At 39.9% G+C, this 25,926-nt stretch carries 19 protein-coding genes, 9 tRNA genes, 1 rRNA gene, 1 pseudogene and 1 other annotated feature; of the genes and pseudogenes, 4 read left to right on the top strand and 26 right to left on the bottom strand.

Going from position 1 to position 25,926, the window contains the following annotated elements; translation table 11 throughout:
* Positions 1-283 precede the first annotated feature (283 nt).
* The 3 genes from mgtE (at position 284) to uptA (ending at position 3,679) form a co-directional block, all read left to right on the top strand.
* Complete coding sequence (gene mgtE, locus ACY3XC_RS27600) at positions 284-1,642, top strand: magnesium transporter (protein ID WP_464871397.1); 1,359 nt, start codon at positions 284-286, stop codon at positions 1,640-1,642.
* Between the two features lie 158 nt (positions 1,643-1,800).
* Complete coding sequence (locus tag ACY3XC_RS27595; protein ID WP_464871395.1) at positions 1,801-2,982, top strand: FtsW/RodA/SpoVE family cell cycle protein; 1,182 nt, start codon at positions 1,801-1,803, stop codon at positions 2,980-2,982.
* Between the two features lie 100 nt (positions 2,983-3,082).
* On the top strand, positions 3,083-3,679 hold the full coding sequence (gene uptA, locus ACY3XC_RS27590) for an undecaprenyl phosphate transporter UptA (protein WP_464871394.1): 597 nt from the start codon (positions 3,083-3,085) through the stop codon (positions 3,677-3,679).
* A gap of 21 nt (positions 3,680-3,700) precedes the next feature.
* On the opposite strand, the gene ACY3XC_RS27585 is transcribed toward uptA, so the two are convergent.
* From ACY3XC_RS27585 to argS, 3 genes are all read right to left on the bottom strand, one after another.
* Positions 3,701-4,882 carry a NupC/NupG family nucleoside CNT transporter gene (locus tag ACY3XC_RS27585; protein WP_464871393.1) on the bottom strand — a complete coding sequence of 394 codons (1,182 nt, stop codon included), beginning with the start codon at positions 4,880-4,882 and terminating at the stop codon, positions 3,701-3,703.
* Between the two features lie 256 nt (positions 4,883-5,138).
* Positions 5,139-5,600, bottom strand: coding sequence for a DinB family protein (locus ACY3XC_RS27580; protein ID WP_179161471.1), 462 nt, complete (start codon positions 5,598-5,600; stop codon positions 5,139-5,141).
* A 23-nt stretch (positions 5,601-5,623) separates the two neighbouring features.
* Positions 5,624-7,318 carry an arginine--tRNA ligase gene (gene argS / locus ACY3XC_RS27575; protein WP_464871392.1) on the bottom strand — a complete coding sequence of 565 codons (1,695 nt, stop codon included), beginning with the start codon at positions 7,316-7,318 and terminating at the stop codon, positions 5,624-5,626.
* Between the two features lie 180 nt (positions 7,319-7,498).
* Positions 7,499-7,707 (bottom strand) — a binding site (T-box leader).
* Positions 7,708-7,809: 102 nt separating this feature from the next.
* Here argS and ACY3XC_RS27570 point away from each other — a divergent pair.
* On the top strand, positions 7,810-8,064 hold the full coding sequence (locus tag ACY3XC_RS27570; protein WP_464871391.1) for a small, acid-soluble spore protein, alpha/beta type: 255 nt from the start codon (positions 7,810-7,812) through the stop codon (positions 8,062-8,064).
* 24 nt (positions 8,065-8,088) lie between these two features.
* Here the strand turns inward: ACY3XC_RS27570 and ACY3XC_RS27565 are convergent, their stop codons facing one another.
* The 23 genes and pseudogenes from ACY3XC_RS27565 to rrf form a co-directional block, all read right to left on the bottom strand.
* On the bottom strand, positions 8,089-8,871 hold the full coding sequence (locus ACY3XC_RS27565; protein ID WP_464871390.1) for an ABC transporter permease: 783 nt from the start codon (positions 8,869-8,871) through the stop codon (positions 8,089-8,091).
* A gap of 6 nt (positions 8,872-8,877) precedes the next feature.
* Positions 8,878-9,681, bottom strand: a complete 804-nt coding sequence (locus ACY3XC_RS27560; RefSeq protein ID WP_464871389.1) for an ABC transporter permease — start codon at positions 9,679-9,681, stop codon at positions 8,878-8,880.
* A pseudogene (locus tag ACY3XC_RS27555) lies at positions 9,678-10,532 on the bottom strand (ABC transporter ATP-binding protein); the annotation flags it as partial. The gene ACY3XC_RS27560 and the pseudogene ACY3XC_RS27555, both read right to left, overlap by 4 nt.
* 346 nt (positions 10,533-10,878) lie before the next feature.
* Complete coding sequence (locus tag ACY3XC_RS27550; protein WP_464871388.1) at positions 10,879-12,021, bottom strand: mannitol-1-phosphate 5-dehydrogenase; 1,143 nt, start codon at positions 12,019-12,021, stop codon at positions 10,879-10,881.
* 12 nt (positions 12,022-12,033) lie between these two features.
* Positions 12,034-14,133, bottom strand: coding sequence for a BglG family transcription antiterminator (locus ACY3XC_RS27545; protein WP_464871387.1), 2,100 nt, complete (start codon positions 14,131-14,133; stop codon positions 12,034-12,036).
* A gap of 91 nt (positions 14,134-14,224) precedes the next feature.
* On the bottom strand, positions 14,225-16,138 hold the full coding sequence (locus ACY3XC_RS27540) for a PTS mannitol transporter subunit IICBA (protein ID WP_464871386.1): 1,914 nt from the start codon (positions 16,136-16,138) through the stop codon (positions 14,225-14,227).
* Between the two features lie 252 nt (positions 16,139-16,390).
* Complete coding sequence (glmS, locus tag ACY3XC_RS27535) at positions 16,391-18,193, bottom strand: glutamine--fructose-6-phosphate transaminase (isomerizing) (protein WP_464871385.1); 1,803 nt, start codon at positions 18,191-18,193, stop codon at positions 16,391-16,393.
* 461 nt (positions 18,194-18,654) lie between these two features.
* The gene (gene glmM / locus ACY3XC_RS27530; protein ID WP_464871384.1) at positions 18,655-20,004 is read right to left on the bottom strand and encodes a phosphoglucosamine mutase; all 1,350 of its coding nucleotides are present in this window, start codon (positions 20,002-20,004) and stop codon (positions 18,655-18,657) included.
* A 39-nt stretch (positions 20,005-20,043) separates the two neighbouring features.
* Entirely contained in the window at positions 20,044-21,273 is a 1,230-nt protein-coding gene (locus ACY3XC_RS27525; protein ID WP_464871383.1) for a CdaR family protein, read from the bottom strand.
* Positions 21,266-22,099, bottom strand: a complete 834-nt coding sequence (cdaA, locus tag ACY3XC_RS27520) for a diadenylate cyclase CdaA (protein WP_179161450.1) — start codon at positions 22,097-22,099, stop codon at positions 21,266-21,268. The genes ACY3XC_RS27525 and cdaA overlap by 8 nt, the downstream gene beginning before the upstream one ends.
* A 132-nt stretch (positions 22,100-22,231) precedes the next feature.
* Positions 22,232-22,855, bottom strand: a complete 624-nt coding sequence (locus tag ACY3XC_RS27515) for a zf-HC2 domain-containing protein (RefSeq protein WP_464871382.1) — start codon at positions 22,853-22,855, stop codon at positions 22,232-22,234.
* A gap of 16 nt (positions 22,856-22,871) precedes the next feature.
* Positions 22,872-23,435: an RNA polymerase sigma factor SigW gene (sigW, locus tag ACY3XC_RS27510; RefSeq protein WP_179161448.1), complete on the bottom strand. Its 564-nt coding sequence runs from the start codon at positions 23,433-23,435 to the stop codon at positions 22,872-22,874.
* A 184-nt stretch (positions 23,436-23,619) separates the two neighbouring features.
* On the bottom strand, positions 23,620-24,519 hold the full coding sequence (gene rocF, locus ACY3XC_RS27505) for an arginase (protein ID WP_464871381.1): 900 nt from the start codon (positions 24,517-24,519) through the stop codon (positions 23,620-23,622).
* Between the two features lie 265 nt (positions 24,520-24,784).
* A tRNA-Ala gene (locus ACY3XC_RS27500) sits at positions 24,785-24,860 on the bottom strand.
* Positions 24,861-24,924: 64 nt separating this feature from the next.
* Positions 24,925-24,997 (bottom strand) — tRNA-Lys (locus ACY3XC_RS27495).
* Between the two features lies 1 nt (position 24,998).
* Positions 24,999-25,073: transfer RNA gene (locus tag ACY3XC_RS27490), tRNA-Gln, on the bottom strand.
* A 47-nt stretch (positions 25,074-25,120) separates the two neighbouring features.
* Positions 25,121-25,205 (bottom strand) — tRNA-Tyr (locus ACY3XC_RS27485).
* A gap of 78 nt (positions 25,206-25,283) precedes the next feature.
* Positions 25,284-25,359, bottom strand: a tRNA-Thr gene (locus tag ACY3XC_RS27480).
* 64 nt (positions 25,360-25,423) lie between these two features.
* A tRNA-Val gene (locus ACY3XC_RS27475) sits at positions 25,424-25,499 on the bottom strand.
* 41 nt (positions 25,500-25,540) lie between these two features.
* A tRNA-Glu gene (locus tag ACY3XC_RS27470) sits at positions 25,541-25,615 on the bottom strand.
* An 18-nt stretch (positions 25,616-25,633) separates the two neighbouring features.
* Positions 25,634-25,706: transfer RNA gene (locus ACY3XC_RS27465), tRNA-Thr, on the bottom strand.
* 26 nt (positions 25,707-25,732) lie between these two features.
* Positions 25,733-25,807 (bottom strand) — tRNA-Asn (locus ACY3XC_RS27460).
* A 9-nt stretch (positions 25,808-25,816) separates the two neighbouring features.
* A 5S ribosomal RNA gene (gene rrf / locus ACY3XC_RS27455) occupies positions 25,817-25,926 on the bottom strand; the annotation flags it as partial.

Below are 25,926 nucleotides of genomic sequence, written 5' to 3'. Positions count from 1 at the left end.
AAAATAAAATCTATGATAATGAGTTAGACGTACTACATAAAAGTGCTCACTGATATTAATCAATCCTTCATCATTTTATCATTAATAGTACAAATAGCTTATTTCAATTCTTTTACAATTCTATAGGTTTTTGTGATACTTTTGAAACAGTTAGCTTGTTTAGTTTACAAATAACACATACTATTTTTAAACTCCTTACTAGTATTGGCATATTATCAACAAATCATTTTCTAGCATACTTGTATAGAGTGTAAAAACGCACCGTTAGAAAGGAGCGTATATAATGATCAAAGATATGACGCAGGATGAAATCACTCTCCATATTATTAAATTACTAAAAGAAAATAAAAAGGCTGACTTTATTACGATTCTTGAAGAATTACAGCCATATGACACGGCGAAGATCTATGAGGATTTACCTGAAAAGCATAAACTTCGATTTCTTTTATTCTTAAATTTCGACGTCCTTGCTGATTTAATGCAGGAACTTGAAAAGGAAGAACAGCTTGAAGTATTAAATAAACTTGGAATAGAGAAATCCAGCAAAGTCCTTGATTTAATGGACAATGATGACTTAGCCTTACTCCTGGATGAACTATCCCCAGAGAAAAAAGAGTCACTTCTCTCGGGTATGAAGGTAGAAGAGTCCAAAGCGGTTACCGATATCATGAATTATCCACCCGAAACAGCAGGAAGAATGATGACCAATCGCTTTGTGTGGATTCGCAGTTATTATAATGTCAGAGAAGCTGTTGATAAGTTAAAAACGTTTGCGGAGTTTGCTGAATCGATAAACTACCTGTATGTCGTCGATGAAGAACGAAAGCTTGTTGGCGTCGTTTCCTATCGAGATTTACTGATGGCGGATCTCAATGAAAGAATTCATAGTATTATGTATGAACGTGTTATTTCGGTATCCGTCACCACCGACCAAGAAGTAGTGGCCCAGATGACGGAACGATACGATTTCCTAGCTATTCCCGTAGTGGATGAAGAAAATGTGCTGGTTGGTATTGTAACGGTTGATGATATCATTGATGTCGTCATTAAGGAAGCAAATGAAGATATAGAAAAGTTATCAGCCTCTGGGAAATCCATCGACTTCGATACAAAGACATTGGTTGCTGCTGCCAGGAGGCTTCCATGGCTTATTTTGCTTTTATTTATCGGACTCATATCCGGGAGCATTATCAGCAGTTTTGAAAATACATTGGATCAGGTCGTCGCCATTGCCTTTTTCATGCCAATGATTGCCGGCATGACCGGAAACACTGGAACTCAATCACTAGCTGTTGTTGTAAGAGGTCTTATCTCTCATGATATAGATAGAGGAGTCATTGCACGCTTAGTACTGCGCGAACTCGGCGTAGGAGTGACAATTGGCGTTACCTGTGCCATTCTTATTTCAATCATTGCTTATATCTGGCAGGGAAGCTTTATCTTGGGCGCAGTTGTCGGTGTTTCTCTTTTCTTTACTCTTATTATCGGCACCATGGCTGGCACCATTATCCCGCTCATTTTATTCCGTTTAAATATAGACCCTGCCGTCGCTTCTGGCCCATTAATTACAACGATTAATGATATTTTTTCACTGCTCACGTACTTTGGAATTGCAACGATGTTCCTTCACTATCTTCTGTAAGCACGGACTTGGACCATGCTTACTTTTTTTGAAACATATTCCTTAATTGATTCGTCATAACACTTAAGTTCCTGTAATAAATTCCCTAAATGTATTGTTACCAAATCTTTTCTTTGTTAGCATAACACTAAACAAACAGATAAAATTGGGTGTGGCATATGGACAATTTCACAAAAAAAGTAGATCGCTTTGATTGGACGTTAACATTAATTCTGTTTCTATTTTTTCTTGTTAGCTGTGTAGGAATTTATAGTGCACAAACTGCTGGGCAGTACGAGGATAATTTCTTAGTCAGACAAACCTTCTGGTATGTAGTTGGTGCCGCCATCATTTCCATTACCATCCTTTTCGACGGATATCAATACCGGCGGCTTTCTTGGTATTTGTATGGATTTGGACTTCTTTTACTTATTGGTGTTCTTGTTGCACCGTTAGATATCGCACCAATTAGAAACGGGGCAAAAAGCTGGTTTATCACTCCTGTGGGTTCCATTCAGCCTTCAGAGTTTGTAAAAACGTTTTTAATCTTAGCGCTTAGCTCCGTTGCAGCCAAGCATCAGGAGAAATATCTTGAGAAAACATTTAAAAGAGACTTTTGGTTATTGCTTAAACTATCAATCACCACACTCGTCCCTATCTTCTTTATTATGAAGCAGAATGATCTGGGCACCTCGCTCGTCTTATTATCGATCTTAGTTGGATTTATTCTAGTCTCGGGGATCACATGGAAAATTATATTACCGCTCTTTAGTACTGGAGCTTCACTTGGAGCTTTCATTATTTATCTAGTACTGCAAAGACCGGATATCCTTGAAAAGTATTTACATGTACAACAATACAAGTTTAACCGCATTTATGCTTGGCTCGACCCAATTAATCACTCCAGCAGCTCAGGCTATCACCTATTGAAATCCTTAAGTGCCATTGGGTCTGGGTTGATAACGGGAAAGGGCTTTGGAAACCGGGAAGTATATATTCCCGAAGGACATACAGACTTTATTTTCAGTGTAATTGGTGAGGAGTATGGCTTTGTAGGCGGCAGTATTGTCATTGGACTATTTTTTCTATTAATTTATCATTTAATAAAAACGGCCTTAGATACGAATGAACCGTTTAATACATATGTGTGTACAGGAATCATTTCGATGCTGACTTTTCATGTTTTTCAAAATGTCGGTATGACCATTCAGGTCCTGCCGATCACAGGAATCCCCTTACCTTTCATCAGTTATGGCGGAAGTTCGTTAATGGGTAATATGTTTGCAATGGGGATTGTTTATAGTATTCGTTTTCATCATCGCAATTACATGTTCACATCATCAAGGTCATTAAGTAGTTAAATGACGAACAGCGGGTTGTCCGCTGTTTTTATTTCTTTCTAATCGAAACTGTTATAAACTAAGAAAAGCTAAAAAACATTTACAAAAGTGAAGGTGGACTATGAAGGAATTTATTTTTTCAGTATTGGAGTTCTTATCAGAGTTAGGTTACTTCGGAATTGCATTAGGGTTAATGATTGAGGTTATTCCAAGTGAAATAGTCTTAGGATATGGCGGTTATATGATTTCAGAAGGGATTCTCGGCTATCCAGGAGCGATTATTGCAGGTACCATCGGCGGGACCTTTGCACAGTTATTCCTCTATTGGGCTGGTTATTATGGCGGTCGTCCGTTCTTGGAAAAATACGGGAAGTATGTCTTTATTAATAAGAAGCAAATTGACCTATCCGAACTATGGTTTAGAAAATATGGAGTCGGCGTCATTTTCTTTGCCCGCTTTATCCCCGTTGTTCGGCACGCGATATCCATTCCAGCAGGAATTGCAAAAATGTCGGCAGCAAAGTTTACTTTTTATACGGTAGCCGCTGTTATTCCGTGGACCATTCTATTCCTTTACTTAGGACATGCGTTAGGCGAGAATTGGTCACATATTAAAGAATATGCAGCACAATATACACTGCCTATTATTATTGGTGCTGTTATTCTTGGTGTCATTTATTTCTTAATAAAGAAAACTAAAAAAACAACCACTGATTGATTTTCAGTGGTTGTTCTTTATTTATAACATAATGCTAGTTATGGCAGCTGTAAGTAAGCTTACAAGCGTTGCTCCGTAAAGTAATTTAAGTCCAAACTTAGCTACTTGATTTCCTTTTGCTTCATTCAATCCTTTTACTGCCCCTGTAATAATCCCAATGGATGAGAAGTTTGCAAACGATACCAGGAATACGGAAATAATCCCAACTGTTCGGCTGGATAGAGAATCTGCCATCTTTGCTAAATCCATCATCGCAACAAATTCATTTGACAATAATTTAGTAGCCATAATCGTTCCGGCTTTAACCATATCAGCCGCAGGTATTCCCACAATAAAGGCAAGCGGTGAAAACACATATCCTAGAACGGTCTGGAAGCTTACACCAAAAATGGCATCAAATACATGGTTAATCATACTAATTAACGCAACAAAACCAATTAGCATGGCTCCAACAATAATGGCTACTTTAAATCCATCCATTATATATTCGCCAAGGACTTCGAAGAAGGTTTGTTTTTCTCCCTCTTGAACATCTATAATATCTTCTTCTGCTGAAACCTCATAAGGATTAATGATATTGGCAACCATGAATCCGCCAAATAAGTTTAAAACCAATGCGGTTATAACATACTTCGGATCTATCATCGTCATATACGCCCCTAATATGGAAGCAGAAACCGTTGACATTGCTGACGTACATAATGTATAAAGGCGGTGTTCAGGAATATAAGGAAGCTGTTTTTTCACAGATATAAATACCTCTGATTGGCCGAAAACGGCTGATGCAACGGCATTATAAGATTCAAGCTTACCTAATCCATTTACCTTGCTTAATAGAATTCCAAGATAGCGAATGATAAAAGGAAGAACCTTAATATATTGCGCAATTCCTATTAATACAGAAATAAAGACAATGGGCATGAGGACATTTATGAAGAATGGACCTGCACCTTCATTCGCCATTCCACCGAAAACAAAGTTTATTCCCTCTGCAGCATAGCTCAAAAGATGGTCGAACAAACTAGAGACTGCTGTAATAATAACAAACCCAATTTCTGTATTAAGCAGCAAAAAGGCAAAAATAAGCTGTAATACTAGCATAGTGATAAGCGGTTTAACCTTGATTCTTTTCTTATTGTTACTTACGATAAAGGCTAACAAAAAAATGATAACGATTGCAGCCAAAAATAGTAGATACTTCAAACAATCCCTCTCCAATTCATGATGTTCTATCAATTTTATGTAAGAAGATAGAAAACACAATTTATTTCGACATTTTTTGACAAATATCGAACACACCAAAAATTATAGAAGTACCTATATCCAGTGTCAATCCATTCAAGGAAAGTAATAAAATTCAGGTTTTTCACTTATTATTCCATGCACCCCACTTTTCTTACTCTTTTAGTAAAAAAAAATCCACCAGGAAGGTGGATTTTCAATATTATTTTCACTGCTGCTATTTAGCAGTTTCGATAACACGTTTCATAGCTTGAATATGTCCTAAATGTAAATTCTCGTGGAACAGTGCAAAATTGACGAGTTCACCATATGTTTTTTGACCAAGAAATGGCTCTTTTAACTCCACACTGAGGCTTTCAACGGAAATCTCCTTCATTCTTGCTAATTGTTCTTTTAACTGGCTAGTCAGAACTGAAATAGAAGGAACATCTCCTTCCCAGTCTGCTGGTTTCGTTCCCCTTGCGAATAATTCCATATAGTTCGCTGGTATATGGCTTGTATTTTTAGGAAAACCAAAAACCAAACTCTCAGCCGTCGTTAATACGTGTCCAATATGCCAATGAATGGTGTTGTTAAACCCATTGGGTTGTACTTCGGCGAGACCTTCCTCAATTGCTGCTACATTCTTGATAAAGAAACTTCTTGTAAGCTCCATATTATTAAACAAAAGTTCACTCATTCTACTATTCCTCCAAATATTTATTACATTTCTTCTGGTGCTTCGATCCCTAATAATCTCAATCCTTCTTTTAAAACAATCGTTACGGAATATACTAGTGCTAGGCGTGCTTGTTGTTCTGCGCCAACTTCGAGAATTTTTACCTCGCCGTAATATTTATTGAAGGCCTGCGCGAGATCCACAATATATTTAGCGATTTGCGATGGATCAAACTGTTCATACGCCCTTTTAATCGCGTTTGTAAACTCCGTAAGTAAACTTACAACCTTCCACTCTTTTTCCCAGGTTGGAGACGATGTTTCGGCACCATGCTCCTCCTGCCAGTTTGCTTTGCGTAAAATAGAACATGCCCTTGCATAAGTATATTGGACATAAGGACCGGTTTCTCCTTCAAAACGAAGCATTTCTTCTAACGAAAATTCTATATCATTCATTCTATGGTTTTTTAAGTCATGGAACATGACTGCCCCGACACCCACCTGCTTTGCTACAACGTCTTTGTTTGTGAGGTTTGGATTCTTTTCTTCAATATTATGTTTGGCCATCGAAATGGACTCATTTAGTACTTCCTCTAGTAAAACAACCTTCCCTTTTCTGGTCGACATTTTCTTTCCGTCCTTAAGCATCATTCCGAACGGAATATGGATCATATTCTTTGCCCAAGAATAGCCCATCTTTTCTAATACAGCCATTAACTGTTTAAAATGAAGACTCTGCTCATTCCCAACGACATATACTGACAAATCAAAGTCATAGTTTTCTTTACGGTAAAGGGCTGCTGCTAAATCACGCGTTGCGTATAGCGTTGCTCCATCGGATTTCTTAATTAAACATGGTGGTAATCCTTCGGCTGACAGATCAACGACTTGGGCCTGGTCAGATTCCACTAGCATTTCTGTTTCCTCTAGCAGCTTGACAACTCGTTCCATTTTATCATTATAAAAGGCTTCACCTGCAAAAGAATCAAATTGAACGTTCATTAACTCATATATTCTTGAAAACTCTTTTAAAGACTCTTCACGGAACCACTGCCAAAGCGCTAAAGCTTCCTCATCGCCATCTTCAAGTCTTTTAAACCAGCTCCTGCCCTGTTCAACAAGTGCATGATCATTTTCTGCCTCATCGTGGAACTTAATATAGAGGGCTAATAATTCCTTAATCGGGTTTTGTTTAACCTTCTCTTCTTCCCCCCACAGCTTATAGGCAGTAATTAATTTACCGAATTGAGTACCCCAGTCACCTATATGGTTAATTCGAATAGGCTTATACCCGCATTTTTCTACAATGAATGCCAAAGAGTTTCCGATAACCGTTGAACGCAAGTGACCCATTGAGAATGGTTTTGCAATATTTGGGGATGACAAATCAATGGTTACATTGCGGTTTTTCCCGATGTCTTGCGCACCATACTTCTCCTTTAGCTTGATAATTTCTGCAACCGTATCTTCTGAAACTAATTTTTTATTTAAGAAGATATTCAGATAGGCACCCACCACTTCGACCTTCTCGAAAATTGGGGATTGGATTCTTTCACTTAATTCCTCCGCAATAATATTCGGTGACTTTCTTTTTACCTTTGCTAATGAAAAACATGGAAAGGCTAAATCACCGTGCTGTGGATTTTTTGGTTTTTCAATTAGCATTTCGAGTTCTTTTATCTGCATTTCCTGTCCAAGCAATTCATTTAAAACCTCTGCAAGCTCCTGTTTATATTTCATTTTTGTAGACCTCCTATTTCTCTCTTTGTCCAGCTTCAGCGCCTAGGGGCTCGGGGTCATAAGCCAATCCGTCAAGAAGGTCAAAGAGCAACCTTCTCGCCGGCTCGTCTTATGCCTGTCGCCCCTGCCCAAGGCACTTCAGCTTTTCGTAAAAAAAACAAAAAACTCCCGTCTCTATTATGAAGAGACGAGAGTTAACTCGCGGTACCACTCTACTTGTTCCAAAAGAACCAGCTTGATTTGTTAACGGAGGATTTCTCCGGTTTGCCCTACTTTTTTCAGGCAGACATCTCAAAAGTGCGCTTCATCCTCTGCTTCGTATCAGGCTCCCACCATCCCTGACTCGCTTTGACTTCCCAAAGGATTACTCTCTTTTTCATTGATTTTTTCCGACTTGATTTGTAGTTATTATACTGGATAAAAAAGGATTTTTCCAGTCGTTGCTGATTATTTTTTCAAATTGGTCATCCTAACCCTAAAGGAGGGATAATATGGCCAGAAGAAATAAAATCCTCGTCCCTGAAGCTAGAAATGGATTAGATGCATTAAAGGCAAGGGTCGTACAGGCACAGAATCCAGAGAACGCCAAATTTGAGGCAGCCGAGGAGGTAGGTGTTCCATTAAAGAAAGGCTACAATGGTCAGCTCACTTCTCAGCAGGCTGGGAAGGTCGGCGGCAGGTTAGGCGGCAGCATGGTCCGGGAGCTTGTGAAAATGGCACAAGAAAATATAGTTAAAAAAAGGTAAGCAGTGGGAATCCCACTGCTTACCTTATGACCCGGTGGACCGATAATGCCTTACTCCAAATTGCCATACAAGAAAACAAGGAAGGATAAATAGGCTGCCCGCAATAGGCGTAAGCATATAAAGCAGCTCATTTCCAGTCGTTTTTCCCAGGATAAACAGCAGCGGCAGATAATTAACGGTCCCAAAGGGGATGACATAGGTGAAGAAACGTGCCACCCACTTTTGATAAATATTTAACGGATACTGCGCCATCTCTCTGCCGCCATCCGTAAAGATATTTGCTATTTCCAAACCCTGAACTGTCCAAAAACACATCGTCGCGGCAAGCATATAAATTCCCGTAAATATTAGGACACCACTGGTAATCATAAAAAACAGGGTAACAGCTTTCACGAAGCTCCATTCGATGGGCAGACTATTCAATGCCCATATAAGAACCATGGCACTTTGCAGAAGCCTGCCTATTCGCGTAAATTCAAATTTCGACCCTAGTACTTGAAGAAATGTACTTCGGGGGCGTACCAGAACCCGGTCAAAATCCCCCTTCACAATTAAGCTGGAAAAAGTGTCAAATCCCCGTGCAAAACACTCACTTAACGAAAACGCCATGTGAATAACCGCAAAACAGAGGGCAACTTCGAAAAAATCCCAGCCTTTGATCTGACCAAATCGCTCAAACAAAAAGTAGAGTCCCGCAAATATCGAAAAAGGAATAAAGAACTGTCCAATTGATAATAGCCAAAACGATGTTCGGTATTGCATTTGTGATTTAAATAAGATAAGCAAATACTTTAAATAAAGATTCATTTACTATTATCCCCCCTGTACGACAACTCTTTTTAGGACACTGTTAAGCGCCCATTTTCCTATCCAAAGGAGACCTAAAAGGTATCCTAATTGAATAAAAACTCCGATTACGGCGTCACTTTGCGTGATATGTCCTGAATATACACGAAATGGAAAATCTGCGGTCCAGCGAAAAGGTAGGACGTAGGCAATTTTTTGGAGCCATAGAGGCATTAAAGGTATTGGTATAATCAACCCTGCAAAGAATTCCCCTAGCACCCCAAATATCAATAGTGACCCCATTGGAGATAAGGTTACAAAGACGGATATATATAAGAACATTGAAATGGCTACTAATAGCAGTAAGCCTAATAAAAGGGTAATGAAAAATAAAATAAAGGTTATAACATTTGGAGGCAGTGTCATGTTGTAGGGCTTTGGTAAAAGGAAAGCCACGATTAAGATAGGATAGCAGCGTAGTAATGCGCTAGATAGTCTCTGTGCCAGAAGTTTAGCATACCAGAAACCATATAAATCCGTAGGGCGGCAAAGTTCATAGGCAATATTCCCGCTTGTGATCAGATCAAATAATTCATTATCACGAAACCAAAGCATGATGAAAGCAAGGAAGGCCTGTTGCAGCCATATATAGGTGATTAACTCTCTTAATGAGATTGGCGGTGTTACAGCAGCAAATTCATAGAATGCTTCAAATACCATGATCGAAATAAATCCCCAGAAGAATTGCGTTGCCACCCCAGCCAGTGCAGCAGAACGATACTGCATACCAATTAAAAGTCTAATTTTAAGTACCGATACGTATACCTTCATATTTGGAACTCCTTATACAGCTGTACGATAATATCTTCTATTGGCTGTGATTCAATTGTCACATCTAATAGGTCCACTTTTTTAGATAATTGGGTAATGACGTCGGAGGTAAGAATCTGTTCTGTATCTATACTGAGTACAGCGTGCTCGGGAGACCAGTGGATGATGGTAGTCCCTGGTATATCAAAGCTATTGGTGTTTTTACGATAGTCTGCGGTAATGGTTTTATGTGTACCAAAGCGTTTTCTCAATTCTTCTATTTTTCCATCATAAAGTAAACTGCCTTTACCAATTAAAATCACTCGATTGGCTAGAGCTTCAATATCATTCATATCATGGGTAGTCAGGACAACGGTGACGCCCTTTTCTTGATTGATGGTTTTGATAAACTGGCGGACTGCTATTTTCGAAACGGCATCAAGTCCAATCGTCGGTTCATCTAGAAATAGTATCTGAGGATTATGTATTAGAGAAGCAGCTATTTCACAGCGCATTCGCTGTCCTAAACTTAATTGTCTTACTGGAGAGTTTATGATGTCTTTTAATTCTAATGTTTCTATGAGCAGGTCAAAGGTAGATTTATACTCTTCTTGTGGAACCTTGTAAATATCTTTTAAAAGCTCAAAGGAATCGATAACCGGAACATCCCACCAAAGCTGCGAACGCTGGCCGAAAACGACACCAATATTTTTTACATACTCGACCCGGTTCTTCCATGGTGTGAAACCCATGATATCGCATTTCCCCCCATCAGGGACCAAAATTCCGCTCATAATCTTAATCGTGGTCGATTTCCCCGCACCATTTGGACCAATGTACCCAACAATTTCACCAGGTTCGATTGTAAATGAAATATCTTTTAGAGCTTCCACAATCGTATGCTCCCGGTAAAAAAGGGATTTGGCCGCTTGCAGTAATCCAGTGGACCGCTTTGCCACTTTGAAGGATTTCGTTATGCCCTCTAATTTTATCAACTGTTTTCCCTCCTTTTGTCACAGAGGAAAATAATATCACCCATCGATTATAAGTGTCAAGAATTTTCTAAATTGTTTTTCAGACGAAATCAGAGTGGGGTCCCGAATTCCTTAGACCCTGTACTATTGATCATATTAAAAGTAAACCGAAAGAGACTGTCGAGCAACTCTCGACAGTCCGGGGTTAGAAAAATTAATCTATTCTAATTTTCTCCCAAAAAAATTACCGCCTTAATACTTCATAATAGCTTAATATTTCTTTGGCAAGTCCGCTTGATTCCTCTAGGGTACACACTTCTCGAAGGACGTATGGCACTCCATATTCTTGAATCATTGTCTGCAGTTTTACTGCATCTTCATCTTCCTTGTAATCAAAAAGCAAGGCTGCCGCAATGGCCTTTGCAAGGTTGGTGTATGAGAGACCAGCTTTTTGGGCTTGTAATGCCGGGCGCACCAGACGGTCTTCTGGTCCAAGCTTTCTGATCGGTGAACGACCGACCCTTGTAACACCATCATTTAGATGGGCATTTTGGAATCGACTGATGATTTTATCAATATATTTTTGGTGCTCCTTTGGGTCCAGATTATATTGATTGATTAAGTAGGCGCCTGTCTCACCCAACGTTGCCTTCACCTGATTATAGATATCTTTATCGGCAAGTGTCTGGTCAATGGTTTCCTTGTTAGCAAGATAACCGAAATATGCAATCACGGCATGCCCAGTGTTGACAGTAAACAGTTTTCTTTCAATAAATGGAGCCAGTTCCGGGACAATTTTCATTCCTTCAATTTGGGGAATTTCTTCCTTTGTTTCCACTACCCACTCATGGTAAGGTTCAACTAGGACATCTAAAGAACCTTGATTGTTTTGAATCGGTACAATTCGGTCAACAGCAGAATTTAAAAATGAAACAGTAGCCAAAACCTTTTCTTTAGCATCTTCATCGAGTTGTTCTAAGATATAGCCTTTGAGCAGGTCGGTTGCCGAAATCTGATTTTCACAGGCAATGACATAAAGCCTTTCGTTATTCGTCTCTACTCTCTCCGTCAGGCCTTTGGCAATTAATGGCGCTATCCTTGGGAGGATATTTGGCCCAATGGCCGTAGTGATGAAAGCTGCCTCCTTGATTGCCTCGATCACTTCATTTTCTTGATTCAGATTATTCAATCCGGAAACATTCTGAATGGTTATCGTTTCCTGTTCATCCGTTGCAAGCTTGACATTATATTGTTTTTCCTCATTTAATTGATTAATAATTTGATCAGCAATGTCTACAAAGACCACGTGGTATCCAGACTGGGAAAATAGTGCTCCAATAAATCCTCTGCCAATGTTCCCTGCTCCAAAATGCACTGCTTTTTTCATCAAATCATTCCTTTATCGATTATTTTTAAAATTAGCTTGAAGGTACTCTACAAAAATTGATTCAAGCCTCTTGTATATCAATTCCTCATTTGCGGAGGAAAAAACCAGTATAGCCTCGTCTGATTCAATAATATTGGTGCTAATCAGGCTTAATATCTCCTGCTCTCTAAGGGTTAATTCCGCCGGCGCCAGCATGAGCAGCAGATTCTTCATCATGACTTCGTTTCCGTCCATCCCCTTTACTAAGCATGGGTCCGGCAAATGCGCAATCTGAAAAATCAGTCCACGGACATGTTCATCTCTAGCATGGAAAAGGGCAATATTTGTTTCGGGAATCCCCAATCCACCCTTCTTTTCCCGCTCTCTTAGGGAATTCAGTACAGCTGCCGGATTTGTCAGCAGATATTCTGCCTCTGCCCTCGAAAGTATTTTTTCTAAAATCTGCTCCTGGCTTGACTGTTGATCCATCCGGTAGAACCGGAAATTATGGATGATACCCTCAATGCTCTGCTGAACTTGTTTAAGGTCCTGCAGCAAATCAGTTAACCCAACATTTTGTTCAGTGACCGATGGGGAGGAATTCCCCTGTGCAATGTTCTGATATCCCTTGCCTTTTGTAAGTCTTTCAAGATTATTCTGTAAAAAGGTTTTAATGGCGGTAATATTTTCTTCACTCAAAAGCGGATTCACCAGGATATACTCGGCATTCATAAATGGCAGCCTTACAGTGGAAAGAATCAGGTCATAGGCTTTCAGGTCCACATATGCGGTTATATCCTTAATTGACTTGATATCAATGTAAGCAATCTCTGTTATTTTTTTCTTAATTCTGCTCGCCAGCATCTTCGAGGTTCCAATACCTGTCGGGCAGATGACAAGTGCTCTTATGGACAAATTCTCTTCCAAAAGCACTAACGCAGATCCGAAATGAAGGACCATAAAAGCTATTTCGTCATCAGGGAAATGGTCGATATCTTTAAATTCCTCACCCACACTATTTTTAACCGCCATAAACAGGAAGGGGTACTTACGTTTAATTTCCTCTTTCAAATGGTTAAAGGATTCTATTTTTTTCCTGATTCGGAACAGAGAAGGCTCCATATGAGCAAGCAATCCCTGAAATAAGGAAAAATCATTTGTTAAATCCACATGTATCTGGTGTGAAACGGATTGGATTACATTTTTAATCTTTTGGGCAAATACGATACTGTCAAAAGGAACATCCTGTTCCCCCCGCATCTTTGTCCCTTTAAGGATCAGCGCCAAATATAGGATGTCATTTTTTGATAAGACTGTATCGAATTTACGTTCCAGCTGCCTGCCGATATTGAGCATCACATCATATTCGGCAGCGAATTCCCTCTCTTTTTGGATTGTGTCCTTTTCCAGATAATAGTGGGATTCTGCCCTCTGCAGAGTAATAGTAGTATGTAGAACAATTTCCAGGTAGCCGCTGTCTGCAGGACGGGCAGGCGCACTATAATAAGCAGCATTAACCAGTGAAATGACTTCCCGAAGATAATCCGGTATAAAATAGTGTAGAATTCTTTCTTCAGTAAGGGTCCCTTTTTCCAATAGGAATAGCTTTTCGATTATATCCTCATGAAAAAATTGAAGAAAAAAGTTTGCCAGTGCTTTTCGTTTGTTTGTCTCACTGCCACTCAGCTCGACTCCTACTCCTCTTTTTCTGGAAAGCTTCAGCTGAAAATGGCTAAGCCATTGTGCAAGCTCATTCAGGTAAGCAGCCAACGTCGCGGCACTGATGCCAAGATAGTTTGCCAACACCTGAGTTTTATAGAGATCTTCCTCAAGGATGGCCAGCAATAGACGCAACTTTCTTTCCTGTGCTGGCTGGTCAATTAGCTCGGTGGATGTCAAATACTGAATCAGCCTGAATATTTGCTCATTCTTCCCCTCAATGACAAGCCCTTGATTGCTGTTGCGCGTCAGCTCAAGATCAAACTGCTGGATGATCCTTTCGACTGACTTTAAATCACGCTGAACCGTCCTAGCACTCACATTTAAGGAAGACGCAATCGACAAAGCGGTATGTTTTCCTGAGGTTTTAATAATCAGTTCGATAATGGCTTTTTCCCTCGAGGTAATATACATGGAATCCTCTCATTCCCAAGTGAAATGACTAGAAAATAATGAATAGAAAAGCACAGTCACTGCGCTTTTCTATTCATTACGAATCATTAAATTACTTTTTGCCGATGATATCGATAATTTCTTGAGCGGTTTTAGCCCCCGCCATTTTTTCGATATTTTCCATATCCGAGCATGTTACAGCGATTCCGGACAGGATTTCAAGGTGCGTACCGTCTTTTCCGGCAATACCGAATATCAAACGAACTTTCTGACCGTCAAAATCAACACCATTTGGTACCTGTAGGACGGCAAATCCTGATTTAATGACATCCTTCTTAGCTTCTTCTGTGCCATGAGGGATGGCCACATCATTCCCCATATAAGTGGAAGTCATGTTATCCCGTTCAATCATCGCTTCAATATAGTCTTCGTTTACATAGCCTGCATTGACCAGGGCTCTTCCGGCGAAGCGGATTGCTTCTTCCTTATTGGCAAACTCCTGGTTTAAAAAGACATTTTCCGGACGGAGCAGATCATCTTTATGTTCTGTTTCCTGATCCTGGTTCACAGTTCCATTCTCTTCTGCATCATCTACAATTTCGTGAAGTTGTGAGTTTGCCGGGAATTTCAGCTCGCTGATCAACTTTTCATACTCTGGGCTGGAAAGGAAGTTATCGACAGAAATGTGATACGCATTTGGCACCTTATTGCGCGCTCTCGGAGTTAGTTCCTCCTGAGTGATGACAATTTGTGCGTCGCTCGGCAGGCTGCTAATCGCTGTATTGGTTACAGAAATATCCATGCCAGCTTCTTTAACCTTTTTACGAAGAAGGGATGCACCCATTGCACTTGACCCCATTCCAGCATCACAGGCAAAGATAATTTTCGTTACGTTGTCAGGCATGGCCCCTTGTTCAGCAGTGATTGCACCTGCTACAGAGCTTTTCTTACCTTTCATTTCCTGCATTTTTCGAGTTGCCGCTTCAATATCTTCTTCATCCTGCTTCCCTGTTTTTAAAATGAATGAAGAGGCAAGGAAGGAGACTGCTCCAGCAACCAGGACAGCGGCATAGTTAGCAATGTAAGCACCTGCATGATGAGGGGTTACCGCAGTAATCGCAATGATACTTCCCGGTGAGGACGGAGCGAATAGTCCCCCGCCTAAAAGAACCAGTGTAAACACACCGCTCATCCCCCCAAGAATAACGGCAAGGAAAAGCATTGGACGCATTAGAATGTAAGGGAAATAAATTTCGTGAATACCTCCAAAGAAGTGAATGATCCCTGCACCAGGTGCAGACTTCTTCGCAGTTCCTTTACCAAAAAACATATACGCAAGCAGGACACCGATACCAGGTCCAGGGTTCGCTTCAAGAAGGAACAAAATAGACTTACCTGTATCTTTTACCTGTTCGATTCCGATTGGTGAAAGAACACCGTGGTTAATGGCATTATTAAGGAACAACACTTTGGCCGGCTCGATTAGAATGCTGGTCAATGGCAGCAAGCCAGCTCCAATTAGCCAATCAACACCTGCTACAAGCCAGTTTGTAAAGACGGTAACAGCAGGACCAACCCCTAAGAAAGCAAGAATTGCGATGATTGCACCAAGAATCCCTGCAGAGAAGTTGTTTACAAGCATTTCAAATCCTGCACGAACTTTTCCTTCAATCATCTTGTCGAATTTCTTGATCACCCATCCGCCAAGCGGACCAATCACCATGGCACCAAGAAACATTGGAATGTCCGCACCTGCGATGACCCCCATCGTCGCTATCGCACCAACAACGGCGCCGCGCTGTTCGTGTACCAGCTTACCACCTGTATAACCGATTAGGATTGGTAATAAGTAGGTCACCATTGGGCCGACCATTTTGGCAAGGCTTTCATTTGGAATGAAACCAGTAGGTATAAATAAAGCCGTAATCAAACCCCAAGCAATAAAAGCAGATATGTTTGGCATGACCATAGAGCTAAGGAAGTTACCGAACTTCTGGACAGCTACTTTTATATTAGATTGAGCCATATACTCTCTCTCCTTCAACAATTAGTTCTCTAACATCGTATCTTACAAAGTGAACAGTATCAATTAAGTTAAAAACTAACTTTGTCGTATATCTTGAGACAAAATTAGTTTTTCTCAATGTTTGGATTCATATTCCTTTGAAGCAATGTCTATGCCCACCTGCAATCACATGACCAGGCACGAGAGGGGTCAGTTGAACTTCATTTTTCTATAACAAAAAGCCCCAATCTATGAAAGATCGGGGCTTTACCATTACTCAACTGTCACGGATTTAGCGAGGTTACGTGGTTTGTCAACGTCGCAATCACGGTGCAGGGCTGCGTAATAGGCAATTAATTGCATAGGTATTACAGAGATAAGTGGTGTTAATAATTCATGGACTTCAGGAATGACAAAGCTGTCTTCGTCCATATTTAGTCCCTTCATCGAAATGATGCAGGTATTTGCTCCGCGAGCCGCTACTTCTTTAACGTTACCGCGAATACTTAAGTTTACACTTTCTTGTGTTGCAAGCGCAATTACTGGTGTTCCATCTTCAATCAAAGCAATGGTACCATGCTTTAACTCTCCGCCAGCAAAGCCCTCTGCTTGAATATAAGAGATTTCTTTAAGCTTCAAGGCACCTTCTAAGCAGACATAATAGTCTACTCCACGTCCAATAAAGAATGCATTACGAGTAATAGAAAGAAACTCTCTAGAAATATGCTCGAACAGTTCTTTTGAGTCACAAAGAACTTCCATTGCGTTCGCAATAATACCAAGCTCGTGTATAAGATCTAAATCGACACTGATATTTTGGCTTTTCGCCGTTACATTCGCTAAAATTGCCAATACAGCAAGCTGTGCAGTGTATGCTTTTGAAGAAGCAACTGCAATTTCAGGACCCGCATGCAGCAATAATGTGAAATCTGCTTCACGAGATAAAGTTGAACCAGGAACATTCGTAATCGTTAACGTTGGATAACCCATTTCTTTAACTTTTACGAGAACGGCACGGCTGTCTGCTGTTTCACCGCTTTGTGTAATGAAGATAAACAACGGCTTCTTCGTTAGTAATGGCATGTTATAGACAAATTCACTAGCAATATGCACCTCTACCGGTACTTTAGCAATGTTTTCAATAAACTGCTTACCAACAAGTCCTGCATGATAGGATGTTCCTGCTGCGACAATGTAAATACGATCAGCTTCATTCACAGCAGAGATGATTTCAGAATCGATTGTTAATTCATCCTGATCATTTTGGTATGCTTGAATGATTTTACGCATAACTGCAGGCTGCTCATCAATCTCTTTTAACATATAATGAGGGTATGTGCCTTTTTCAATGTCGCTTGCATCTAATTCAGCAGTGTAAGAAGTACGGGTAATTGTTTCTCCATCAAGATTCTGGATGGTTACTTCGTCCTTCATTACGATAACGATTTCTTTATCCATAAGCTCTACGTATTCGTTTGTTACTTGAAGCATTGCCATCGCATCGCTCGCAACCACATTGAAATCAGAGCCAAGGCCTACCAATAATGGACTTTTGTTTTTTGCAACAAAAATAGTCTCACTGTTTTGTTCATCTAATAAGGCAAGGGCATAAGAACCATGTAAAAGTGAAAGTGTTTTACGAAAAGCTTCTAATGTCTCCAAGCCTTCGTGAACGAATTTTTCAACTAATTGAACAATGACTTCTGTATCTGTTTCACTCACAAAAGTTACATCTGCTAAATATTCACGTTTTAGAAGATCATAGTTTTCAATTACACCATTATGAACCAGCGTGAATCGGCCAGATGCACTTTGGTGTGGATGGGAATTTGTTTTGCTTGGCACACCATGTGTAGCCCAGCGTGTATGTCCAATTCCGATGTTAGCCATAACATCCAATTCTACAATCTCACGTAAATCAGCAATACGTCCCTTTTCTTTAAAAACATGAACTCCATTTTCGTTCATTACAGCAATACCTGCTGAGTCGTAGCCTCTATATTCAAGCTTTTCTAAGCCTTTTAATAAAATTTCTTTCGTATCATTTATTCCAATATATCCAACAATTCCACACATTTTCTTTTCCTCCCTGATACAGGGGGCAAGAACGCTTTGGAGGCACACCTTGCCCCCTTATCTCTGTTTTTAAAGGTATCTGTATATACCTTCTTCTTTTTATTGCTACCTTTAGTATGCGCATTTTCCTCTCTTTGTGCACCGAGTTGCCTCGGTGTTTTAAAGAAGAAATAATCGGTTGTGCGTTCAACCGGGAGGTATCCGCCGAACATTCGATAAACCTCCTCCTCGTCAACTAACCCACACTGGTTAGTTCAGGCGCTTTTATTAAAATAAACTTTCTTATCAACTATCCTCCTTCATAGTTAGTTTTGCCTTTTAAGAAACAAAGCAAACTAATCTTAACCGATGAATCACCATTCGTCAATAAAATAAAATATGGGAAAGCTGTGTTGATTTCCCCCTTACATAATAAAATATGCATAAGGGCTCATTATCGTCCCTTATGCATATACAATCATCTATTCTTTTAATTCCATTTCAGCTTTTACAACAGAAACAATTCGGTCTACATAAGCTTCACATAATTCTTCTGTAGGTGCCTCAGCCATAACACGGACTAGTGGTTCTGTGCCCGATGGACGAACAAGAATACGGCCGTTCCCATTCATTTCTGCTTCTACCTGCTCAATGACTGCTTTTACCTTCTCATTATCTGTAACATGGTGTTTATCCGTTACACGTACATTAACAAGCTTCTGAGGAAACTTTTTCATATCTGCCGCTAGTTCAGATAATTTTTTCTGAGTTGATTTCATAATATTTACTAATTGCAACCCAGTTAATAGGCCATCACCAGTCGTATTGTAGTCTAAGAAAATAATATGACCAGATTGCTCCCCGCCTAGATTAAACCCGTTTTTCTTCATTTCTTCTACCACATAACGGTCTCCAACTGCTGTTGGTACACTTTGAATTCCATAGCCTTCTAAGCCTTTGTAAAATCCAAGATTACTCATTACAGTCGAAACAATCGTGCTATGTTTTAGACGGCCCTGTTCTTTCATATACTTTCCACAAATAAACATTATTTGGTCGCCATCGACAATATTACCTTTTTCATCTATAGCAATTAAACGGTCCCCATCACCATCAAATGATAGCCCTACATCTGCACCCTTTTCCTTAACCAGTGCTGCTAAGGCTTCTGGATGTGTGGAACCCACACCAGCATTAATATTGATGCCATTAGGCGAAGCACCCATAACAGAAATATCCGCATCTAAATCCGCGAATAGGTGGGTGGCAAGTGAAGAAGTAGCTCCATGCGCACAATCCAAGGCAATATGGATGCCAGAGAAATCCTCATCAACTGTATTTTTTAAGTATTGAAGATACTTTTGACCACCTTCAAAATAATCCATGACCTGACCTAGGTCCGCACCAACAGGTCTAGGTAATTGATCTTCTGACATATCGATTAATTCTTCAATCTCAAGTTCCTGGTCATCCGAAAGCTTGAATCCATCAGGACCAAAGAACTTAATTCCATTGTCCGCAACCGGATTGTGTGAAGCGGAAATCATTACACCGGCTTCAGCTCCCAGTGCCTTTGTTAAATAGGATACCCCAGGAGTTGAGATGACTCCTAAGCGCATTACCTCCGCACCAATAGAAAGTAAACCAGCTACTAATGCCCCTTCTAGCATATGTCCGGAAACACGGGTATCACGACCTATTAGCACTTTTGGTCTGTCCTTATCCTTTGTTAAGACAAAACCCCCGAAACGTCCTAATTTAAATGCTAATTCAGGTGTTAATTCACTATTTGCAACGCCGCGGACGCCATCGGTACCAAAGTATTTTCCCATTTTAAAAATCGCTCCTTGTCATGTTTACTGCAGTTTTGTTTATGCGTTGTCTCTCGTTATTGTAATTTTTGCAGATGATTTATCAGGTTCCCACTTTACATTAGGCGGCCCATTCACTTGAATGTTCACATTATGCACGCCCTCTGTAAGTCCATTTAGGTCAATAAATATATCGAAGTTGCTTGGTCCTAGCTCAGTTACTGCTGTTCCTGGTCCAAAGACGAATAAATTTACTACTCGATTTGCTGGATCATTGATGACCGCCTCATATTGTTCCGGTAAATTTCTAATCTTAATTGGGACATCAGAGACCGTTTTCTCTGCTTCACGGTTCACCACCACGGTTACCTTTACCGTTTCAGGTGTTACTTTTGTTATTCCGTTTGAAATAATAACCGGTAAAGTCAGAGTTGTATTTTCACTTATTTTACTTACATCCACTTCAACACGGACATTTTCCGTATCCTTTAAAACATCCTCATCTCCTGAAATAACGGCTTCCTTAACATCTAATTCCATTGATTCAATTGTGAGTCCTTCTTGCGGAGTACCTTTTTCTAGGATGTTTATTGGGACGGTTTTTGTATTGCTCTTTATTGGAATCGTAACTTCTACGATTTCCGGCTCAACGACTACATCCAGTTTATTTAGTTCTTTATCAAGTACTTGTACCTGTGCCTCTTTTGTCACAGTACTTTCGAGTAAATCTCTGCCTTCAAGTGCTGCTTTAACATATGTAATTCGATCGACTACATCTTTTGCACCTGTGATTTTTACCTTATTTGGCTTAACGGAAGGTTGTCCCGCAGAATAACCCTCTTTTATCAAATCATTATCAAATTCTGCCTCCACCGTAAATTCACTCGTAACCTTTTCTTGAACCGCTACGGTTATAGAACTGGGCTTGATGGTTGCTTTTAATTTTTCGGATAAACCGCTGACTTCTAAAGTTACCTTTTGGTCTCCAATTTTAGCATTGGTAATATCCACAAATACCTCGAAGTTTTTTAAAGCCTTCGCTGACTGAACATGGGGCATTGGTCCTTCAATTGTTACATCAACCATATCCGGGATTCCTGTAACTACAAGGTTTTCTGTATCAAAATAAGCTTTTACAGGAATATCAACTAAGGTTTCAGTGGTATTTTCCCCTGGTACATTAATTTCGTTTGTCTTGCTTGCAGAATTAGGAACGGCAGAATAAAGTAGAACTGCCAGTAATATTGCCATTATTTTAATAAACCAGGGATTATCCATTAGTTTATCCATTACTCTTTCCCCTCCAGTTCCAACGAGCTGAAGAAGCTGGTTTTACCTTCGTGCTGGTAACGATTAAATCATGAGAGATTAATTCCTTAAATCCCTCTAATGTTAAGTTCCGGTGAAGCTCTCCGTTTCTCGTGAGAGAGATATTTCCGGTTTCTTCTGAAACGACAACGGTTAAACTGTCTGTCACTTCACTTATTCCTAGAGCGGCACGATGTCTTGTACCGAGCTCCTTTGAGATAAAAGGACTTTCAGATAAAGGAAGATAACACGCAGCAGCCGCTATATTGTTTTTTTGAATAATGACAGCACCATCATGAAGTGGTGTATTTGGAATAAAAATATTTATGAGCAATTCAGATGATATTTTCGCATCTAGCGGGATACCTGTTTCAATGTAATCACTCATCCCTGTTTCCCTCTCAATGGAAATCAAGGCGCCAATGCGGCGTTTCGCCATATAATCTGCTGCTTTAATAATTGCGTCCACCATTTTCTCTTGTTCCTCATCATCAGGCCCACTGCTTCTTGAAAAAAACCGCCCTCTTCCTAATTGCTCAAGGGCTCTTCGAAGCTCTGGCTGAAAGATGATGATTACGGCTAAGAATCCCCAATCAATAGCTTGCTGCGTTAACCAGCTTAGTGTATTTAGACCAAAAAACTCACTGACAACTCTTATCAGGAGAATCACTACAATTCCTTTTAATAATTGTACAGCCTTCGTTCCTTTTATAAGGTTTAATAACTTATAAATGACATACGAAACAAGGAGAATATCAACAATACTAGCTAGGTACTTCCATATTGTAAAATCTTCAAAAAACGGCATTGTTTTTCCTCCGTAAATTTGTCTAACTTATAACCAACTTATTATACCATAAATGCAACCTGTACCTATTATTTGTCATGTAAATACTTATCATAAAAAAAGAAATCACCCACTGTGAGTGACTTCTTTTTATTATTCTTCATTTTCATTAAAGATATCAATAACATCAATGGCTGTCTTTTTCATGTGATACCAAATCCAATCAAATACCTCATTAACCTCTTCAATTTGACCCGTTACATGTCCGGCAGAAGCTAAATACTTTTCCCCGTTTATAACCGTTACATCACCTTGTACTTCACCCTCGATTTTTAACTTTCCGTTTCGAACGATAACATCACCCTTAACGACTTCTCCTTCAGGGACAATCACTGTATTGTTTTGTACCACTAAATTTTCCTGTTTTGAAACAGAAAATTCCCGTTCTTGATTCCATGTTGATAATATGCTTCCCATCATTAAAACCAAAAATAAGGAAGCAGCAGCAATGAGTGGATGATTTCTCAGCCATCTTTGCATACCTACCTTTTTCTTTTCCTTTGGCAGGCTGGCCATCACTTTCGCTGTAAAATCAGGTGGTGCCTGCATTCTTGACGTTCCTTTTACAACAGCGATCGTCTTCTTAAATTCATTGAATAGTGTTTCACATTCCTTGCAGCCTTTGAGGTGTTCTCTTAAAATCATCTCATTTGTAGGATCAATTTCTTCATCTAAGTATTCATGCATTAAGTCAACGATTTCATCATTACACTTCAACGTGTTTCACCTCTTATCAGACATAACGTAATTGTTGTCGCAATGCCTCGCGTCCACGATGGATACGGGTTTTGACTGTGCCTAATGGCATATCAAGGATTTCACTTATTTCATTTAATGACAACTCTTCCATATATTTTAGAACAATAACTGACCTGTATTTTTCAGGCAGCTTTAATATTTCAGTTTGAACCGTTTCTTGGAGTTCAAGACTTTCCAATTCATTCTCAGGTAAAGGGGAGTTCGAAGAAAGCTGTGAATACATGGTAAGACCATCTGTTCCAGAAACTTCTGCATCAAGGTAGTAATCTGGCTTCTTCTTTCTAATTCTATCGATACATAAGTTGGTTGCAATCCTAAATAACCAAGTAGAAAATTTTAAATCCTGATTAAATGATTTAATATTAACATATGCACGGATAAAGGCTTCCTGTGCAATGTCCTCTGCCTCATGACGGTTTCCCAGCATTCGATACCCCAGCTGGAAAATGCTGTTACTATAGATTTCAACAATTTCTGCAAATGCGTCCTGATCGCCTTTTATAACTTGTTTAATTCTCTTTTTGATGAGGGCTTCCATTAATTTATCTCAGCTCCAATACGGCTATACAATATTACGAATCATAAGCAAAAAAGTTTCAATATAAATAATATCTTCTTACATACTTTTTATATTAACAAAAATTAACTAATTTTGGATAATAAGAAGACTTATTTTATTGAAATAATAACAGCAGCTTTCTTGGAAAGCTGCTGCTTAATGATTATAATAATTTTTCCCCGAACAAGGAGCCCATTAATGCGACAGCTGCTCTAGCGGTTTTGTTTTTCTCATCTAAAATAGGATTGACTTCTACAAATTCTGCTGAGGTAATAATCTGTGCCTCTTCGAGCATTTCCATCGCCAAATGACTTTCACGATAACTAATGCCGCCCATTACTGGAGTTCCTACACCCGGAGCATCATTAGGGTCTAATCCGTCTAAATCCAGTGATAAGTGAACACCATCTGTTCTTTCGTTTAAATATGTAATGGTTTCCTCCATCACTTGTGCCATCCCTAGACGATCAATCTCATGCATTGTATATACTTTAATGCCTTTTTCTTTAATTAAAATCTTTTCACCTTCATCAAGCGCCCTAGCACCAATGATAACTACGTTTTCTGGTTTTACTTTTGGTGTATACCCTGCGATATCTGTTAAGGAGTGATGACCAATTCCCAAACTCGCAGCTAACGGCATACCATGTATATTTCCTGAAGGCGAGGTTTCCGCCGTATTCAGATCACCGTGTGCATCATACCAAATAACCCCTAGGTTCTTATAATGCTTCGAAACACCCGCTAATGTTCCAATGGCAATGCTGTGGTCTCCTCCCAAAACTAGTGGAAAGGACCCTGATTGAATAACTTCATCCACTTTTTCTGCTAGTAGAGTACTTTTTTCAGCTACGAGGTCTAAATTCCTCAAATTTGATTCTTTATCGATCACTACTTCTGGTCTTCCAATTGGAATATCACCCATGTCATGAATTTGTTCAAAAAGTGGTTTAAGTCTCTCGTAGATTCCCGCATATCTGATAGCACTAGGACCCATATCAACCCCACGTCTCATTTGACCTAAATCCATCGGCATTCCAATAATAGATAATTTTCTTTTCATACTGTACCTCCTACCCCTTCATTACTATTATTTTAACCGTTTTCATGCTAATGACTCAACTCGACAAAATTATGTATATATATACAGGTTATAGTGGAAATGTTGGTTTGGCACCTAAAGAATCGTTACCTTAAATAAGGACATTGTATCTTAAACATAAAAAAGCCTTAAATCAAATTGATTTAAGGCGAAGTATAATATGTAGTGTGATGGTTATTTTGCTTCGCAAAAGACCTTGGTAAATTTCACTATCGTGAAACTAACTTGGTGGAGCCTAGCGGGATCGAACCGCTGACCTCCTGCGTGCAAAGCAGGCGCTCTCCCAGCTGAGCTAAGGCCCCATATAGAAACTTATAGATAAAGACCCGAAGAGAAATTTTCTCTTGGGGTCAGTTTGTTAAATGATGAGCCATGAAGGATTCGAACCTTCGACCCTCTGATTAAAAGTCAGATGCTCTACCAACTGAGCTAATGGCTCTTGGCTGGGCTAGCTGGATTTGAACCAACGCATGTCGCAGTCAAAGTGCGATGCCTTACCGCTTGGCTATAGCCCAATGTTAAGGACATTAACTAGTTTGTCCAACATTTTAAAAAATATAAGTGGTGGAGGGGGACGGATTCGAACCGCCGAACCCGGAGGGAGCGGATTTACAGTCCGCCGCGTTTAGCCACTTCGCTACCCCTCCACTTATTAAAACTGCTTAAAATCCCTTCGGAGATTTTAAGCATGCTTCCGCTGATGTTAATTCAGGAAGTAAGAAGCATGGTGCCGGCGAGAGGACTTGAACCCCCAACCTACTGATTACAAGTCAGTTGCTCTACCAATTGAGCTACCCCGGCATATATGGTATTTTACTTTCACTTTGTGAAGTATTGAAAGTTATTTTGCTATCGCAAAAAACTTTGGTGGAGGATGACGGGATCGAACCGCCGACCCTCTGCTTGTAAGGCAGATGCTCTCCCAGCTGAGCTAATCCTCCGAATAATGGAACGTTATATTTTCGCTGTCACGAAAAAACTTTGGTGACCCCTACGGGATTCGAACCCGTGTTACCTCCGTGAAAGGGAGGTGTCTTAACCACTTGACCAAGGGGCCATATAATAAAAATAGGAAAGCTTCCAAGCGGGCTCGAACCGCTGACCTCTTCCTTACCATGGAAGTGCTCTACCTACTGAGCTATGGAAGCATAGCTAATTTTCGTATAAATAAAAATGGCTCCGCAGGTAGGACTCGAACCTACGACCGATCGGTTAACAGCCGATAGCTCTACCACTGAGCTACTGCGGAACAATAAAAGTCTGGCAACGTCCTACTCTCACAGGGACAAAGTCCCAACTACCATCGGCGCTGAGAAGCTTAACTTCCGTGTTCGGTATGGGAACGGGTGTGACCTTCTCGCCATTATT

It is taken from the genome of Bacillus sp. CZDM1, assembly GCF_055502545.1.
The sequence above is the reverse complement of the archived record's forward strand: the minus strand, read 5'-3'. Positions and strand labels throughout refer to the sequence as shown.